Source organism: Pseudoalteromonas 'SMAR' (assembly GCF_048515945.1).
Classification (GTDB): domain Bacteria; phylum Pseudomonadota; class Gammaproteobacteria; order Enterobacterales; family Alteromonadaceae; genus Pseudoalteromonas.
Window position 1 is genome coordinate 1 of the sequence record NZ_JBLWMW010000013.1, and the last position, 17,603, is coordinate 17,603.

Sequence of the window (17,603 nt, forward strand, 5' to 3'; positions counted from 1 at the left end):
AGCCCAGTTCAACAAGCGATTATGCGTACTGCGTACGCATGAATACTAAAGCGTTATGTGTCTTGTAGGGAAAAGTCTCACAAATGAGAAAGCCTAAGGGAAAACTGGATTTCATACTTATTGCCTTCTCTGTTGGCTTTTTGGTATGCGAAATTTAGCTTTGAGCGAGAAAAGATTGGTTTGCGTGGTTCTAGATTCGATAGAGTTGAAGACCCTTTACTCTTCTGGTTCGGAATTATCTTTGTGATTGGTGTGGGTGTTTATTCACTTTATTTAGTCTTCTTTAACAAAGAGGGTTAGAACGACACATAACAAGCAATTAAACAGGGATTAAAAACAGCGGGCTCTTCGCTTCGCTCAATTTTAGCCCACTATTTTTAACCCGTTAATCGGGCGTTAGGTTCCTGGAGCATGGCAATCAAAAATGAACGTTGAATGTGTAAAAGAAGCAATAGCTGAATTCGATACTAAATTTAAACGTCCAGGGATAGATTCCCTAGTTGAATGCTTTCAATCAACTCCTGTGTCTCAAAGTAACTGGTCCTCGCTTTGGGCTGATAAAGGATTACTACGAACTTATACTGATGAGCCTTGTGTGTATTTCTTTTTTAATAATAAAGAAGAACTTCAGTATATTGGTAAAGCTGAGATCCTCGGTTACCGCATGGGTAAGCACTTTGCTAAAAACTCTAAGTGGTATGGTGAGGTTAAAACAATCGGTATCCTGCCAGTCCCAAGGGATTCGTGGTTTGAAATTGTGGCTATCGAGGCGTATCTAATTGATTTATTGCAACCCCCAGAAAATAGTATGGGGAAAAATAGCAGAAGAACCTAACAAAAAGCTTAATCGGATTCCGCAAAGTCAGCACAATTTTTGCGGAGCAAAAATATGCGCCATCTTTGCTACACCCTTTAGCTGAGCGTTATGACAACCAAGTAGAGTTTGTATGATAGATAAGGTTTTACACGATTTTTTAATAATATGGGCGACTATCGATCCTATAGGAACAATGGCCCTATTTGCTGCGCTAACTGCGAATCTTACAGATAAAGAACGTAGAAGAACTGCATTTAAAACTATAATTTATGCGGCTTTAATTTTAATCGGAGCAATTGCCGTAGGCCAACTGTTACTTGGCGCTATGGGCATTAACCTTCTGTCATTTCAAGTTGCTGGAGGAGTAATTCTTTTCTTATTCGGCTTACAAATGATTTTTTCTGATAATTCGCCAGACAAAACAGGTGAGCCTTTGCATGACATATCCGTGTTTCCATTGGCAATTCCTGCTACAGCTTCGCCAGGCGCAATTTTGGCAGTAATCCTAATAACTGATAACAATATATATTCAATTCAAGAGCAATTGATTACAACGGGTACCATGCTTGCCGTATTAGTTGTGACATTGGTTTTACTCCTTCTCTCGGGGCGAATAATCAGAATCATTGGAAATGGCGGGGCGTCTCTTTTAACGCGAATAATGGGAATGATACTGGCTGCGTTATCAGTCGAATTTATTATGGAAGCCATTGGTGTGGATAAATGGGTGTCATAACAATCGCGTCAATCAGGACGCTCGCAAGCTCGCGCCTATTACGCGGGCGTTATAAGCCAAAGGAAGATATGAATTTACCGAGGGAACAATTAGCTAAAGTTAGAACTCCTTTTAGGGTGCTTGCGGGTTTCATCTTTGTACTTTCATTGTTTGCGATTTTAGCTACGGTTACTTTTGCGTTTACAGAACCATATGATCATATTATTTGGCTTTTAGGTATCGTGACGTTTGGCATGTCATATATATCAGGGCATTTTGTATTTACGGGTTATGCCCCCAAGTTTTTACTGTTTACGCATGGTGCTAAAGATGGCTTATAACAAGTTGCTGAAACTCGTTCGTAAACTCACTGGTAATTGCCCCTTAGCAAAACGTTAGCTAGCAAATGAGACCAATATACAAATTCTTGATCATTGTTGAAGCAATAATTGGGTTTGGTCCTTTAGTCATACTTCTAGGACTAGGCTTAATCAATATACCCATCTCAATTATGGGTATAGTTGACGGTTATTATGGTGCGCTGGTTATGCTACTTATTGAGGTTGGAGGCTTTCTAGGCATGTTCGCGTTTATCTCCGTTTTAATGCATATTCTAGAGCCAAACAGATATTTTTTGTCGTTTACTAAATTACGTTTATTTATAATCTGTGGCTTTTGCTCAATCCTTGGGTTTGCATTTATGTTAGGTATAAATATCGAATTAATTTGGCTTCTTATACCAATAGCTGTTGCAGTACACTTCATTTATATAGGCCGCAAATATGTGTTTGCTGCTAGCTAACAAACGCTTTAACCAAGGGACGTAAAACAGCAGGCTTGCCTCCTTCGTCGCTAATTTTAGCCTGCTATTTTGCGCCGGTTAAGCGAGGCGCTCTAAGGAAACTCATGAGTATCACACTGGAAGAAGTGACCAGTTCAAATTATGAAGCTGTATGTGACTTAGATGTCACGGATGAGCAACAGGAATATGTTGCGAGTAATATGTGGTCTTTGGTTGAGTCACATTACTGCCAAGGGCATACCTGCAGAGCGATCTATCAAAATGACACACCTGTCGGTTTTTTCATGTGGGTATCGGAAACGCCAGAAAAAGTCTCTATCTGGCGCTTTATGGTGGATCAACATTATCAAAAAGCGGGTATTGGTAGAGCTGCGCTACATTTGGCACTCAATGAAATCAAAGCCAGTGACAAAGTAAAAGAAATCGAAATTTGCTATGACCCTGAAAACCCAGTGGCCAAAGGTTTTTATTCAAGTTTTGGCTTTCAGGAAGTGGGGTTGGATGAAGATGGTGAAGATATGCTGGCCGTTATCAAGCTGTGAGCTATAACAATCGCCAGCACAACGCGTCTGCGACGTATGACTCGCAACAAGTTGCTCCCGTTTATGGCGGGTGGCTAGTGTTTTCGGACGTTTTATGAAGATAATTGTCGTTTTATTTATTTTTGCTGTTTCTTTTAACGTTAAAAGCTATCAGCCGCTATCGTTTGAAGACTTTGTGAATGAGTGCACATCAGATTTAGCAAAGTTTGCAAGCTATAAGCGGCATTGCACTTCTTACCTATTTGGTTATCTAGATGCATCAAAAAGTCACAGTAAATATTCAAAGTGTCTCAGTAGTGAAACACCGGAGACTTTGCTTAAAAAGCTAACACAACTACTGGTAAATAATAAAAAACTAGGCAAATATAAGTTTAATGATGGGTTAAAAGAGTCAGTAGTGAATATTTGCAAAAGCACTAGCAACGACCTAAACGCTGACAAATAACCGTTGGCTTTCACTTCTAACGGATGGCGAGTTTTATCTAATAGGCGTCTAATGGAGATACTATCGTTTAGTCCGGGTATTAATAGACAGCCAGAAGAGCCAACAAAGGCATATAAAGCTGGGGTTGTTAAGCAGGATAAGGCGTGAAGCCTTATCCTGTTAGGGGTAACTTAATTAGTCGTCCAGTGAGCGCAGTAGGGCGTTAATGCCGACTTTTTCACGGGTTTGTTGGTCGACCTTTTTCACAATGATAGCAGCGTAGAGGCTGTGTGTGCCGTCTTTGCTTGGTAGTGAGCCAGGTACCACTACGGCACCGGCTGGTACGCGGCCGTAATGGATTTCGCCAGTTTCACGGTCATAAATGCGAGTACTTTGCGAGATGTAGACGCCCATTGAAATAACCGCGCCTTCTTCAACGATAACGCCTTCCACAATCTCAGAGCGCGCGCCAATAAAGCAGTTGTCTTCAATGATGGTTGGGTTCGCCTGTAGTGGCTCAAGAACGCCGCCAATGCCGACGCCACCAGAGAGGTGTACGTTTTTACCAATTTGCGCACACGAGCCGACTGTGGCCCAGGTATCCACCATGGTGCCTTCGTCAACGTAGGCGCCAATGTTGACGTAAGAAGGCATCAGTACCACGTTCTTACCGACAAAGCTGCCTTGGCGCGCTACGGCGTTTGGTACCACACGCATGCCGCCTTGTTGGAACTGCTCAGGGGTGTAGTCCGAAAACTTCAGTGGTACTTTGTCGTAAAATTGATTTACGCCGTCGTGCAGTGGTTGGTTGTCGCGAATACGAAAAGACAACAGCACGGCTTTTTTAAGCCACTGATGCACAACCCATTCATCACTGATTTTTTCAGCGACGCGTGCAGCGCCAGAATCAAGCATTTCCAGTGCTTGGACAATGGCTTGTTTTACTTCGTCTGATACTGCCGTTGGGCTGATGCTATCGCGGTTTTCCCATGCAGTTTCAATGGTGGTTTTTAAATCAGACATATTTTCCTCATTATTCTGTTTCAGCGTTTAATTTTTTCAATAGTGCTCGATGTAGCTCGGCTTTTTGCAGCTCATCCAGCGCTTTGTATTCTTTATTTGAGACCACAAAGAAGTCTTCGGCGCGCTCGCCCACAGTGGTAATACGCGCGGCGTGAATATGCAGTGAATAGGCTTGAAAGACCTCCGCTATTTTAGTCAATAACCCAGGAATATCGATAGCCTGTATTTCAATTAAGCTGCGATTAGGGCGAGCATGAGGGCGCAAAATAATCTTAGGCTTGATATTAAAGTCTTTGAATTTTTGTGAACGGCTCTTTTTACTGCGAATTTTCTTTTTCGGATCTTTTAAGATCGCCTCTAAGCCTTTGCGTATGGTGCCGGCGCGGCCCACGCTCAGTGGATTACCACTGACTTCTAATACCACAAAGCTAAACACCACGTAGCCGTCTTTGGTGGCCATGACTTGGGCATGTTGAATTTGCGCTTTTTTCGAGCCAATGACGCTCACTAATTTGGCAAATAACTCGGCTTCATAAGGGCTGTACACAAACACTTGCGTGCCGCCATGCATGGGCTTACTCGACACCAATACACTGGCTTGGCTCAGGTCTTTTGATTTTAACAAATGACTCGTATGCCAAGAGATCTGCTGCTCACTAAAGGCGGTAAAATAATTGGCTTTAAAACGTGACCAAATTAAATCCACCGACTCTTCAAAGTAACCTTTGTTGATCAAGCGCTGTTTGGCTTGACGTTTTTTATCACGAATTTGGTCGCGCATGTCCATGGGGTTTTCAAGGCCCAAGCGTAGTGCTCGCTGAGTATGCAGGTAAAGCTCCCGCAACAGAGTGTTTTTCCAATCGTTCCACAGGCTATCATTAGTGGCGCGAATGTCGGCAACCGTTAAGCAGTATAAGTAATCCAGCTGGCGCTCATTTTTTACTTTTTGGGCAAATTCGGCAATCACATCGGGGTCGTTAATGTCTTTGCGCTGCGCCGTCACCGACATCAGCAGGTGATGCTGCACCAACCACGAGACGAGTTTGGCATCTGAGGCGGTAAAACCGTGCATTTTGGCAAACGCCATGGCGTCTACGGCCCCGAGCTCAGAGTGATCGCCACCGCGCCCTTTTGCGATGTCGTGGAAAATGGCGGCCAGATAAAGTAATTCCGGCTTGTCCATGCGCGAGACGATTTCAGAGCAAAGGGGAAACTCGCTAATATGATCTTTATTGAAGTAGCGGTAAATATTGTTTATAAGCTTATGGGTATGCTCATCCACCGTGTAAGCGTGGAATAAATCGAATTGCATCTGGCCAAAAATATTGCGCCACTGTGGCAAGTAAGCAGCAATGATCCCATGCTTGTGCATCAGGGTGAACGCACGACCCATGCCATTAGGGTGCTTTAATAGGCGTAAAAAGGCATCTCGACAGCCGGCGTAGTCCTGCAGGTCGCCCAGCAAACGGCGCCGAACCTGGCGCATAGTGCGAATGGTATTGGGGTCGATGTGGGTGATCTTGGGGTTGTCGGCAATGTGTTCAAACAACACCAAGAGGTTTTCGCGCAAGAAAAACACCGACGGGTTTTTTACTCGAATTTTATTACCAATGCGCTCAAAGTTTCTGTCCAGTGGTACCACTTCTTGCTCTGACTTTTCTGGCAAAATACTTTGCTCGAAATAAGACAGCAGCATTTGGTTCATTTCGCGCACTCGGCTCATGATCCTAAACAGCCGTTTCATCATGCGCTCTACCGAGGCTTTACCTTCAGAGCCAAAGCCCAGTAATTCAGCAGCATGAGGCTGGTGGTCGAACAGTAGGCGGTTTTCACTGCGCCCGGCGGCAATGTGCAAGGCAAAGCGAATATTCCATAGGTTTTCAATGCACTCGAGGAGCTCTTGGTATTCCTCGTGGGTCAAATAGCCGTGGTTAATTAATTCTTCTAGGGTTTCGGCGTGAAAGTGTTTTTTGGCCACCCAAAAAATGGTCTGTAAATCGCGCAAGCCACCGGGGTTTTCTTTAATATTGGGCTCAAGGTTATACGCCGTACCATGGCACTTTTTATGGCGCACATTTTGTTCATTCACCTTGGCAATAAAAAAGTCGCTCGACTGCCAAATGGGGGTTTCAATAATATGGCGCTTGAGCTTTTCGTATTCAACGTGATTGCCGCAAATAAGCCTGCTTTCGAGCAAGCTGGTGGTAAAGTGGACATCGTCTTGTTTTTGTTCCAGCACTTGCTCGTGGGTGCGCACACTGTGACCTATATCGAGGCCTAAGTCCCATAAAAAAGTGACGAACTCTTCAAGTCGAGCAGTGACTTGCTGACAGGGGGGCGTTTGCGTTAATACCAAAAAGTCGATATCGGAATAGGGGTGGAGCTCGCCGCGTCCGTAGCCACCAATGGCGATAAGCGCCAAGTCTGGGTGTTGCGATAAGCCTGTGTCATTAAACAGCTTGATCAGTAAGCGGTCAATAAACTCGGCTCGAGCATTAATCAGGTTTCGCACCGGTTGTTTAGAAAACTGCATGCTGAGCCATTTATAAAAATACGCCGAGCAGTCTTTGTATTCAGATAGGATTTGTGCTTCATCAAGAAGCGTTTTCACTTTATTTGTTAATGCCACTTAGGCTCCTGTGTAATGCGCGCAAAAACACTGGCTTACATTTTTGCACTAAATTAGCAAAATTGCGAGCCACAACAAACATGACAGAGCAAGGTCTTAATTGACAAGGGCAGGAGAGAAAAGCGGCGCCAGATACTTCTACTGGCGCCGTTAGGGTCAGTACTTATTTAGTCATTCCCTCTAAGAGAGTATATGACTCTGTTTTTTATCAGTGGGTTACTGGCATATATTGCTGAGAACACTGAGGTAGCAACAATAATAAATAAAGACAGTAAAACACTAATGATATCGAGATCGACTTGGTAAGTCGTATTTGTAAGCAAGTAATAGTAAATCGCCATTAAGCTTGCTAACGCGATAACTATCCCCGTGAGTAAAGGCACTACTGCATCTTTAAGTAGCAGTGAAATAATGCGGCTTGGGGCCGCACCAATGGCCATACGCACACCAAGCTCAAACTTACGAAGTGTTACGCTGTAGCTGAACATACCATACAAACCAATGGCTGCAAGTAAAATGGATAGCACACCAAGTGACGCTGAAATCCACGCTAGTATGCGATCTAGTGCCAGTTTTTGGTCATGGATCTCGGTCATGCCATACACGTCATATAGATAAATTTGTGAGTGAACTTGCTCAGCTAGCCGATTGTATTCAAGCGCGCTGACATTAGCATTTGCTTTGTACTTAACCATAAAGCTCGCCGCGGAAATACTGGGGATATAAAATCTCGGGCTGTTCTTTTGATACGGCACCTGCATGTCTTCAACAATACCTACCACCACATAAGGGTCGGCTTGACGAGGCAAGTAAACGGGTCTGTCGAGCACATCGCCACTGGGGTCAATTTGTTTTGCCATGGTTTCGTTGATGATGGCAACTTTATGGCGGTTAGCCACATCTTCTGCGCTGAAGTTTCTACCTTGACTAATGGGTAAGCCAATGAGTGGCACATACTTTTCATCGATTAACGCGACTCCCGGGCTAATGCGATCTCCTCCACCTTGCTCGGTGGTAACAGCAATGGTCCATTCCATATTCTTAGTGCGCGCCATCGGCGCATTGGTACCAATACTCACGGCTTCAACAGCAGGGTGGTTGGCGATTTTGGTTTCAAGCTCTTTAACTAAGCTCATCCACTCTTCACGGGTTTCAAGGGTTACTCCCCCTAATTCCATTGACACATAGGCAACTTGCTCAGCATCGAAGCCTAGAGGCCTTTGAATATTATCAAGTGCTTTACTTAAAACGTAAGCATTACAAGTGACCAATAAGGCACTGAGCGCGACTTGGCTGGCCATCAGCGTTGTCCGTAATGATTTTGATATTTGTAAACCACTGCCTTTACCGCTGGTTTGAATCGCTCCAGCCAGCTCGCGATATTTGATTTGTTGGGTGGTAATGGCTGCAAAAGCGAATGCTAACGTCCAAGCAACGACAAAGGAAAATAGTACGGTGGCAAAGTTCAATGTAAGCTCAGCCACACGTGGAATGTGATTTTGGGCGAAAGTAACGAGGAGGTTATTGGCAATGGCCGCAATGGCGATAGAGAAAATAGCAGCGGCTGTCATGACAATGATTATTTCAGCCAGCACAGCAGAGAAAATATGGCCTTTGTTGGCGCCCAATGCCGCTTTAATACTGAACTTGCGGTGGTTATTGGCAGCTCGTGCCAACACTAGGTTGGTGACATTAACCGCGGCGATAAGTAACAGAATGAGCATGCCCAGCAGCATCAGCACTGTCTGAGAGCGGGTATCGCCCAAAATGACGGTTTCAAATGGCTTTAAAGTGACATCAATATGGCGTGATTCAAAATAAGCGACACCGGCATTTTCAGCTCTAAACTTCTCATTAATTGCATTACTGAGCAATAGATTAGCTTGCTGCGCAGATTGCTCGCTATTGAGCTTGGCCACCATAAAAATGTCGATAAAAAACAGCCCCCAGTCTTGATAATCTTTTTCCGTCACTGGGTTAAAGTCCCATGGTAACCACACCTGGGTTTTGTTATCAATTGACATTAACTGGGGCTCGACAAAGGTATCACTGGTAACACCGATAATCGAAAATTTAGTGCCTTGGATTTCGAGAGTTTGTTCCAAAACATCTGGGTTGCCAGCATAAAAATCTTGCCAGAACTCATAGCTAATAACCGCAACTGGATTATGTGAGTCTTTTTTTTCTGATTCTTGAAAGCCTCTACCTAGTGCATACTCGGTTGCTAGAAGCTGCATGAATTCAGGTCCAGTATAAGCCGCCTTGAGCTTACTTTTACTGGGATCATTTTGCAGTATTTCTTCACCATATTTGATGAACGTATGTTGTTCAAACAGGTCTGAGGATTTCGCCATTTCCCTAAGGCCGGGATAGTTTTGCGCATTGGCGAACTTCAGTTTGCCATCATCACTGTGCCGCCAATTACTGATCACCAGTCGTGATTGATCAGGGTAAGGCAGCGGCTCAAAACTCAGCAGGTAGTTCAGGTTAAAAATGGAAGACAGCGCTCCCAGAGTCAGCCCAAGCGTCAATACGATGGTAATGAAATAACCTGGCGCTCGCAGTAAGTTATTAACAGCGGCGCGTAAGTTCTTGGTAAACAGCATATTAAACAGCCTCCGCGACAAGCTCAGGGTTTGCTTCAATCAACCCTTCGTTAAGGCGGAACTGTTTATCAGCGTGATCTGCATAGCGTGGATCGTGCGTGACCAAACAAATGGTTGTGCCATTGTCATTCAGACGTCTGAGCATCGCCATCACGGCATCGCCGTTTTTAGAGTCAAGGTTCCCGGTGGCCTCATCGACAAGTAACAATGCCGGTTCACACACTAGTGCTCGAGCAATTGCAATTCGTTGCTGTTGCCCACCAGAAAGTTGGTTTGGTTTGTGTCCAGCACGGTTTAACATATCAACGGTGGCTAAGCACTTTTCAACACGAGTGCGTATTTCTGCGTCGCTGAATTGTTTATCCGCATAATCGAGTGGCAGCGCCACGTTGTCGTAGACAGAAAGTTCATCAATCAAGTTAAAAGACTGAAATATAAAACCTATTTTCTGGTTCCTAACGGCCGCTGCTTGTTTGATTGAAAGGTGGCTTACATCCATGCCATCCAGTGTATATGTGCCCTGTGAAGGAATATCTAACAGCCCTAAGATTGAGAGTAGCGTCGATTTACCACAGCCAGAAGGGCCGCAAATAGAAACAAAGTCACCTTGTTTTATTTCTAGGTTTACACCACGAAGAGCGTGAGTTTCCATCTCTTCGGTGGCATAAATTTTTTTAATTCCTTCCAGCTTGATGATTGATTTTGTCATAATTTTTCTCCCGAACTCTAATTTATAATGCCTATTGTTTTTGATTCTTTGAAACTCGCCATGTCTGATAAAATAAAGATATCGCCAGTTTCGGCTCCTGATGTGATTTGCAGATAGCGACCCGCGTCTTCGCCAAATGTGACTTGCGCTTGCATAGCGGCTTCACCATTTTTATCTAATTTGAAAAGTGTTTGAGTCGATTGTGTGCGAACATTCACAGGGCGCTCAATGTAGAGGGTGTTTTCAAGTGCTTTAGTGAAGATTTTTGCGTCCACACTTAACTCTGGACGGGCTGAGCTGGACAGTGGTTCGACAAACGCCACTTCGACTTCTACCATGCCATCTTGCACCTCTGGGGTAATACGCTGAACCTGCGCTGCGACACGATCATTGCGCATTTTTACTTCGGCACGTTGACCAATTTGCACTCGCTCAGCTTGCGACTGTGAGACCTTAATTAATCCGACCAAATCGTCCTCACTGCCTACCAATGCTAGCTCTTGCCCTGCTATGACACTTTGACCCAACTCCACGGGTGAACGTTGTAAAATACCATTCATTCCAGCTCTTACGGTGAGCCGATCAACACGCCTTTGTATCGCTGCATGCATGGCTTTTTGTTGTTCCAGTTGACCCTTTTGGATGGCATAAGCTTGTTCGTGCACGAGCTTAAGTTGTGCCATTCGGTTTTCTTGAATGTCGATCGATTCTTTTAGTTGTTCGTATTCAAGTACCGTGGTGTTGTAAGTGAGGCGAGAAACGATACCTTTTTCCACCAGTTCGCCCTCCGCCACTTTTCTTAATGCTTGCTTCTTATAAGCGGAGCGCAGTTCACTGAGTTTTGAGGATTCGGTGAGTATTTCTCGTTGATGATCCAAAGCTAGGCGTTTTAAATTGGCTTCCTCTTTCGATAAAGTCATTAATGAGCGCTCTAGCTCTTGTTCTATTTCTGGGTTACTCATACGCAGAATAACAGAGTCTGGCGTTACTCTCGCACCGGGTTTGAGCACCACTTCATCAATGGTCGCAGGGTAACGAGCCGTAATAAGCTTTTGGCTGTTGGAGCGCAATACTCCGAACCCTGTGATTTCCGCTTGTAATGTGCCACGCTGCACTTTTGCTGTGACGATGTCATTTCGCGCTACTTTACGCTCACTGTCAGGCATAAGGGCAACCCAGCTGAGGATCGAAACACAGAGTAAGGCCGCGCCTATCATCAGGTATTTACTTTTCGATTGCTTTTTTGCTTTGTGTTTGACTACATCCATTTTCTTTCCTTAATGACGTTTTCAGGCTCTGGCAACAGAGCCTGATAAACCGTTAAGCCGTTTGTGCTTTACCTTGTTCAGAGTCTGTCTCTGAATCGGTATCATCGTCGTCATCATTGACTTCGTCGATGTTACGGATATGTTTGTTCATAAAGCCAAGCACAGCAAACAATACAGGCAGTGCCGCTAGCAGGATTAACATCAATCCAATGCCTCTACCTGGGCCCATACCAATGATTGGTCCAAAGACATTGGAAACGGCGTTTTCACTGCGCATCATCGGTTCAAACACATAATCTGCTAGTGGCCCGGCGAGAAAGTCTCCCAAGGGGATGGTGAATTGCGCAAACATCCTTCTTAATGCAAAGACTCGACCCTGCATTTTAGGCGGAATGCGAGTTTGCCAAATCACTTGGCTACTACCATTGATGGTGGGAACGCAGAATTGAAAGAGGAATAGTCCTATCATGACCACCCAGATGATGTTGCTCATACCCATAATAAATAAGCACAAGCCCATTGCCAGTCCGCCAATTAAAATGCCATTTATTTTACGTTGTGGACCACCACTCCACGCCAGATAGCTTGCGCCTGCAAGGGAGCCTATACCACCTACAGAGAGCACTAACCCTGTTTCCCAGTTTTCAGCGGTAAAGTTCACCATTGGAACGATAGAGATTGTACCCATACTTACTACGAAGTTAACAAGGCAGAAAAACAATAGCAAATAGACCAGATCTTTTTGTTTAAACAGGTAGTTCCAAGCATATTTAATTTCTTGCCACATGCTTGAATCATCTTCTTCACCTTCATGAGGCTCAGGTTTAGGGATCTTAACAACTAATAAGGTACATAGTGCGAATAAGAAGGTGACCAAATCAATGATAAAGATAGTAAATAAGTCAACAAAGCTTAATAGTGCACCGGCGATCAATGGGCCTGCAATGAGTGAAATGGAGCCAATCATTTGCATTAAGCCTGACACGCGACCGTAATCTTTTCGTTCAATGAGTGTCGTGATCGCGGCAATGTTTGCTGGGCCTTGGAACGCGGTAGCGATGGCTGATATAGCGACACCGGCAAAGATGATCCAGACATTAAGCATATCAAAGTAAAAACAGGTGGCGAGACCAAGCGTGACTAAGGCACTGAGTGTGTCAGCAAAAATCAATATTAATTTGCGATCGTAGCGATCAACTAAGGCTCCGATGATAGGGGAGAAGATAATAGCGGGTAAACCGGTGATCACCGCTACCATAGTAAAGCTAGTAACTGAGTCAGTTTCACCTAATAGCCAGATACCGATGGCAAAACTGGTGACCCCTGAACCCAGTACAGATACCATCTGTCCAAGCCACATAAGGTAGTAGGTTTTCATGCCACTACTTGAATTTTTTATCGTTTCTAACATTGAAAAGTCTCTTGATTATAGTTGGTTATAAGTTGCTAGGATTTCTTTTAAACACGCTTCGCAATGCGCTGCGAGACGAGCAATTCGGCTTTGTTCAAATTGGTTACGACTAAACTCCCAGCGCACACTGAGCTGATCCTTTTTGATATACACACCGACAGCTAAGGGTCTAAGTCGCTTAGTGGTCTTGTCCAAGCCGTATCCACCAAAGCCATCTTCGCGCTGTAACACACGGAGGTCGGCGGTGTTGTCATGGCCAAAATAGTTAAAGAATACTTGCGGCTCAGGAATTTGCTCGAAGTGCTCAATCAGAGCTTGATCTTCAGCTAGATAGCGCAGTACCCCATAGCCGATTCCACCATTGGGGATAGCTCTTAACTGTTCGTTAATGAATTTCATGGCCGCAACTGGGGTTTGATTTTCACCGTAACTAAGAAAGGCTGGATAAATGGTATTGAACCAACCAACAGTACGAGAGAGGTCGACATCATCAAACAGTGCTTCACGGCCATGGCCAAGTAAGTCGATCATCAAACAGTTAGAATCGCATTCACGCATAAAGGCATACACAATGCTGGTGAGTAGTACACTATCAATTTGCGCACCGGTTACTTTAGGCACCTTGGTTGTGAGTGTTTCAGTTTCTTCTTGATCGAATTGCACATAGACGCTTTGCGAAGAATCCATGCTATTGACGCCATCGGGGTAGTCTTTTGGCAAGTCTGCTGCGTGCTTTCGATCTTCTAGTAGCCAATAAGCACGCTCTTTTTGGGCCTCTTCTGACTGACTCCACTGAGTAAGCTTTTCTACCCACTGAGCAAAAGAAGTGCCCTTCGTTGGAAGCTCTAAAGGCTCATCGCGGCTTATTTGGCGGTAGCAAGTTTCAAAGTCATCAATGATGGTATGCCAGCTGCCAATATCGGCCAGCATAAAGTGGCCAATTAAGAACAGCATGGGCTTTTCTTCGCCATCGCCAGGGTACAAGACGGCACGGAATAATGGGCCTTGCTCTAAATCTAAGGTGGTGGCGGTATCATAGATGTGATAATTGACCTGTTGCGCGATGCTGCGAGTTGCTGTTGCAGATAATTGAGCAATGGTTAACGGTGCCTCAGTGGGCACAGCATCACCGATCAATTGTTGCTTTCCATTGGCATCACGGGTGAGACGCATTCGTAAGGTATCGTGTTGCGCCATTACCTGTAGCAAGGATTGCTCTATCGCTGGGATGTCAAAATCATTATCCCGAGGCAGTAAAAAGACCCCTAAAGTGTGATATTGCGGATTGCTATGGGCTAATTCTAAAAAGTGCTTTTGCGCTGGGGTCATGGCAACCGGGCCGACTACCGGCTCAGTTTGACGCAATATCTGTGTCGTTAACGATGCCTCAGCAAGTGCTCGAACCGTTTTATGTTGAAACACCTGTTTTGGGGTGATTTCAATGTCAGCTTGTTTGGCTTTGGCAACTAAGCGGATCACCAGTAAAGAGTCGCCGCCTAAATTGAAAAAGTCATCATCAATTCCCACTTTCGGGGTTTTTAAAATCTCACCGTACAAACGACACAGTGTTTGTTGAGTTGGATTTTCAGGAGCGCAATAGGGGGCTTTGTTTGCTAAAGCGCTTATATCTGGTACTGGCAAAGCACGACGGTTAATTTTGCCATTTGGTGTCATAGGGATTTTGCTGAGGTGAACAAATAAGCTAGGAACCATGTATTCAGGCAGTTTTTGCTTTAAATGGCGTACCAGTATTTCTTGCTCTAACTCTCCCTCAGCACTACTGTAGTAAGCAATGAGCTTTTTATCTGTGCCAAATGTGTGCACTTGACAAACTGCTTGTTCAATTTGCTTATGGCCGTTGAGCGTACTCTCAATTTCTCCAAGCTCAATGCGGTACCCGCGGACTTTTACTTGGTCATCTGCACGGCCCAAAAATATAATTTTGCCACTGGGATCGTATTTTGCTAAATCTTTAGTGCGATAAAGGCGTTGTGTTTGATTATGGCTGACATGATTAATAAACGCTTCAGCGGTAAGGTCTGAGCGATTTAAGTATCCATGGGCTAAGCAATCGCCAGTGACAAACAATTCGCCAGGAACGCCTGGAGGCACTGGTTGCATTTCGCTGTCTAGTATCAACATGGAGACATTGTCGACAGGGCGCCCAATGGTTACGGCGCCGGTTTCTCCGTCGCCACTTTCGATCCGGTGACGTGAACACCAAACCGTTGCTTCAGTTGGTCCGTAAAGGTTCCAAAACGACGATGATTTTAACAATAAATCTTCCGCCAACTCTGGTGGCAGTGCTTCTCCGCCGCACAGAATACGCATGTCTCGTTTGCCTTGCCAGCCGAGTTCTAGCATCATACGCCAGGTTGATGGCGTTGCTTGCATCACGCTTATGTCGTGCTTATCGATTAACCCGATTAGCTGAGCGGGGTCCAAAACTTGCTCACGTTGAGCCAACACCACGGTAGCGCCACTAATTAAAGGGAGAAAGATTTCTAATACAGCAATATCGAAGCAAATCGTGGTACAAGCCAGTAACTTTTCTGCACTGCGCATGCCTGGTGCTTGTTGCATGGCTTGCAGAAAATTACTAACACGTTGATGAGGGATCATCACTCCTTTGGGGTTTCCTGTTGAGCCTGACGTGAAAATCACATAGGCCAGAGCTTCTAAGCTAACAGGCTGCTCAAAAGCCAACGGAGTGAGAGCGCTGTTATCTTGCCATGTGGGCAATTTACCTTCGGCGTTGATTAAGGTTAATCCTGAGTAGTGATCAAACTTTGCGGCTAAGTTTTCATTGGTTATCACATAGTCAGTTTGCGCATTTTCTAACATATAGCGCACGCGTGCTTCTGGATACTCAGTATCTAAGGGGATGTAAGCAGCACCCGTTTTTAAAATCGCGAGCATAGCAACAATCATTGAAGCGTTGCGATGTGTTGCCATCGCGACAAAGTCACCAGCGCTTACACCTTGCTGATGAAGGTGGTTGGCAAGGGCATTTGCTCGACTTTCAAGCTCTTGATAGGTAATTGCGTTGTCGCCATCGATTATCGCGCAGCGAGTTAAGTTATGTTGCACTTGTGCGCTCACCAGTTGATGCAGCGGCTGATGTGTGAACTCTGTACTGGGTCCATGTTGCCAATGCTCGATGATTTGTTGACGCTGTTTTTCGCAGAGCAATGAATGTGAGGCAATACTGCTTTCAGGAGTTTTAATTAAGTTCTCTAGTAGCAGTGTGAAATGCTCAGCCAAACGGGCAATCGTCGAGGTATCAAATAGGTCAGTATTGAACTCAATAAAGCCACTTAAATGCTGAGACTGACTAAAGTAAAAAGTCAAATCTAACTTTGATGTCTTATTGTCAGAACTCACTGGTGTAAATAAGGGCGACTCGGTTTGGTCGGTGGGTTTTGCTATCGATGATGAAGTGTTATCCAGGATAAGCATAACCTGAAAAATAGCAGCCCGACTGAGGTCTCGAGTTGGGTTGAGCTCGTCCACGAGCTTTTCGAACGATACGTCTTGATTGGCATAAGCATCTAATAGCGTTTCTTTTTCAAGTGTCAACATTTGATTGAAACTAAGCTCAGGTTCAACCTGCGTTCTAAATGCTAAGGTATTGGTAAAAAAGCCGAGCGCTTGGGCAAGCGCTGATTTCTCGCGGTTCGCGATTAATGTGCCGATGGCAAAGTCTGTTTGTCTGGTGTACTTATGGAGCAGGATCCGCAGAGCGCTTAACAATAAGTTATATGTAGTAATTCCTTGTTGTTCACAGAATGCACGAGCTTGAGCAGCCAGTGATTCTGGTAACGACAAAGGGTAAGAGTCGCCATTAAAGGTTCTTTCTGCTGGGCGAGGGCGGTCGCAGTATAGCTCCAGTGGCGGAACTGCTTCTAACTGCGTTAACCAATATTTCAACTTGTGCTTTAAGGCTTCCTCTTGTTGCGGCATGCGCTGCCAGCACGCGTAATCAATGTAGCTGGCCTGGGGCTTTTCAATGGTATTTGGCTGGCCTTGGAGGGCACGATAATGTTCATTAACATAATGTACAAACAGGTTATGAGACCAAGCGTCAAAACCAATATGATGGACATTGACATACCAAATATAGTGATCCTGCGCCAGTTTAAATAGCCGAGTACGGAAGATCCCTTCTTGGGTTAAATCAAAAGCGCGTTCACAGTCCTCATCGATTTCTCTTAACGCATCTTTTTTACCTTGCTCTAGGGTTCGTTCAGAGAAGTCGACGACCGGGAGCACCCGATACTTTTCTTGCGCTTTAAGCTCTGCCATTGACAAAATTGTTTGATAGGCTTCGCCTTGCTCCTCTGCAAAGCGACAACGTAATATGTCATGATCGCTCAAAGTCTGTTCTAGAGCTTGGCTAAGGCACTCTATATCGAGTGGCACCTTACTTTGGTAGAGCTGGGGAATGCTATACTCCGGGCTCTCTGGCTCATAGCGAGATAAAAACCAGATCCGCTGCTGCTCGTGAGAAAGTGGAAAGCGCTGTTGCGGCGCCTTATCCACAATGGGGAAGCTGGGCTCGGCTGCTTTGGCGTTTTTACTTTTTGCAGCTAATTGTTTTAAAAGTTTAGCTCTTTGTTCTGGGCTAAGCTTATTAAGCTTATCTTGAATATCCATA

At 44.9% G+C, this 17,603-nt stretch carries 12 protein-coding genes; 5 read left to right on the forward strand and 7 right to left on the reverse strand.

Going from position 1 to position 17,603, the window contains the following annotated elements:
• Positions 1-424 precede the first annotated feature (424 nt).
• The 5 genes from ACNKW2_RS07545 (at position 425) to ACNKW2_RS07565 (ending at position 3,321) form a co-directional block, all read left to right on the forward strand.
• A complete protein-coding gene (locus ACNKW2_RS07545; protein WP_419148004.1) occupies positions 425-835 on the forward strand; it encodes a GIY-YIG nuclease family protein in 411 nt (136 codons plus the stop codon).
• 112 nt (positions 836-947) lie between these two features.
• On the forward strand, positions 948-1,553 hold the full coding sequence (locus ACNKW2_RS07550; protein WP_419148005.1) for a MarC family protein: 606 nt from the start codon (positions 948-950) through the stop codon (positions 1,551-1,553).
• Positions 1,554-1,621: 68 nt separating this feature from the next.
• Entirely contained in the window at positions 1,622-1,873 is a 252-nt protein-coding gene (locus tag ACNKW2_RS07555; RefSeq protein WP_419148006.1) for a hypothetical protein, read from the forward strand.
• A 565-nt stretch (positions 1,874-2,438) separates the two neighbouring features.
• A complete protein-coding gene (locus ACNKW2_RS07560) occupies positions 2,439-2,876 on the forward strand; it encodes a GNAT family N-acetyltransferase (RefSeq protein WP_419148007.1) in 438 nt (145 codons plus the stop codon).
• A gap of 94 nt (positions 2,877-2,970) precedes the next feature.
• Positions 2,971-3,321: a hypothetical protein gene (locus ACNKW2_RS07565; RefSeq protein ID WP_419148008.1), complete on the forward strand. Its 351-nt coding sequence runs from the start codon at positions 2,971-2,973 to the stop codon at positions 3,319-3,321.
• Positions 3,322-3,495: 174 nt separating this feature from the next.
• Here the strand turns inward: ACNKW2_RS07565 and dapD are convergent, their stop codons facing one another.
• From dapD to ACNKW2_RS07600, 7 genes are all read right to left on the reverse strand, one after another.
• Positions 3,496-4,323 (reverse strand): 2,3,4,5-tetrahydropyridine-2,6-dicarboxylate N-succinyltransferase, encoded by an 828-nt coding sequence (dapD, locus tag ACNKW2_RS07570; protein ID WP_419148009.1) that lies wholly within the window; start codon positions 4,321-4,323, stop codon positions 3,496-3,498.
• A 10-nt stretch (positions 4,324-4,333) separates the two neighbouring features.
• Positions 4,334-6,952 carry a [protein-PII] uridylyltransferase gene (glnD, locus tag ACNKW2_RS07575; RefSeq protein ID WP_419148010.1) on the reverse strand — a complete coding sequence of 873 codons (2,619 nt, stop codon included), beginning with the start codon at positions 6,950-6,952 and terminating at the stop codon, positions 4,334-4,336.
• Positions 6,953-7,119: 167 nt separating this feature from the next.
• A complete protein-coding gene (locus tag ACNKW2_RS07580; RefSeq protein ID WP_419148011.1) occupies positions 7,120-9,558 on the reverse strand; it encodes an ABC transporter permease in 2,439 nt (812 codons plus the stop codon).
• A gap of 1 nt (position 9,559) precedes the next feature.
• Complete coding sequence (locus ACNKW2_RS07585) at positions 9,560-10,267, reverse strand: ABC transporter ATP-binding protein (RefSeq protein WP_419148012.1); 708 nt, start codon at positions 10,265-10,267, stop codon at positions 9,560-9,562.
• Between the two features lie 17 nt (positions 10,268-10,284).
• Positions 10,285-11,535, reverse strand: a complete 1,251-nt coding sequence (locus ACNKW2_RS07590) for an efflux RND transporter periplasmic adaptor subunit (RefSeq protein WP_419148013.1) — start codon at positions 11,533-11,535, stop codon at positions 10,285-10,287.
• Between the two features lie 52 nt (positions 11,536-11,587).
• Positions 11,588-12,946, reverse strand: a complete 1,359-nt coding sequence (locus tag ACNKW2_RS07595; protein ID WP_419148014.1) for an MFS transporter — start codon at positions 12,944-12,946, stop codon at positions 11,588-11,590.
• A gap of 15 nt (positions 12,947-12,961) precedes the next feature.
• Positions 12,962-17,602 carry an amino acid adenylation domain-containing protein gene (locus tag ACNKW2_RS07600; RefSeq protein WP_419148015.1) on the reverse strand — a complete coding sequence of 1,547 codons (4,641 nt, stop codon included), beginning with the start codon at positions 17,600-17,602 and terminating at the stop codon, positions 12,962-12,964.
• Between the last annotated feature and the right edge of the window lies 1 nt (position 17,603).

Excerpts from the sequence above, each read along its gene's own strand:
- ACNKW2_RS07560 (WP_419148007.1), top strand. The coding sequence starts at position 2,439 with ATGAGTATCACACTGGAAGAAGTGACCAGTTCAAATTATGAAGCTGTA.
- dapD (WP_419148009.1), bottom strand. The coding sequence starts at position 4,323 with ATGTCTGATTTAAAAACCACCATTGAAACTGCATGGGAAAACCGCGAT.
- ACNKW2_RS07600 (WP_419148015.1), bottom strand. The coding sequence starts at position 17,602 with ATGGATATTCAAGATAAGCTTAATAAGCTTAGCCCAGAACAAAGAGCT.
- ACNKW2_RS07545 (WP_419148004.1), top strand. The coding sequence starts at position 425 with ATGAACGTTGAATGTGTAAAAGAAGCAATAGCTGAATTCGATACTAAA.
- ACNKW2_RS07585 (WP_419148012.1), bottom strand. The coding sequence starts at position 10,267 with ATGACAAAATCAATCATCAAGCTGGAAGGAATTAAAAAAATTTATGCC.
- ACNKW2_RS07595 (WP_419148014.1), bottom strand. The coding sequence starts at position 12,946 with ATGTTAGAAACGATAAAAAATTCAAGTAGTGGCATGAAAACCTACTAC.
- ACNKW2_RS07580 (WP_419148011.1), bottom strand. The coding sequence starts at position 9,558 with ATGCTGTTTACCAAGAACTTACGCGCCGCTGTTAATAACTTACTGCGA.
- ACNKW2_RS07565 (WP_419148008.1), top strand. The coding sequence starts at position 2,971 with ATGAAGATAATTGTCGTTTTATTTATTTTTGCTGTTTCTTTTAACGTT.
- ACNKW2_RS07590 (WP_419148013.1), bottom strand. The coding sequence starts at position 11,535 with ATGGATGTAGTCAAACACAAAGCAAAAAAGCAATCGAAAAGTAAATAC.
- ACNKW2_RS07550 (WP_419148005.1), top strand. The coding sequence starts at position 948 with ATGATAGATAAGGTTTTACACGATTTTTTAATAATATGGGCGACTATC.
- ACNKW2_RS07555 (WP_419148006.1), top strand. The coding sequence starts at position 1,622 with ATGAATTTACCGAGGGAACAATTAGCTAAAGTTAGAACTCCTTTTAGG.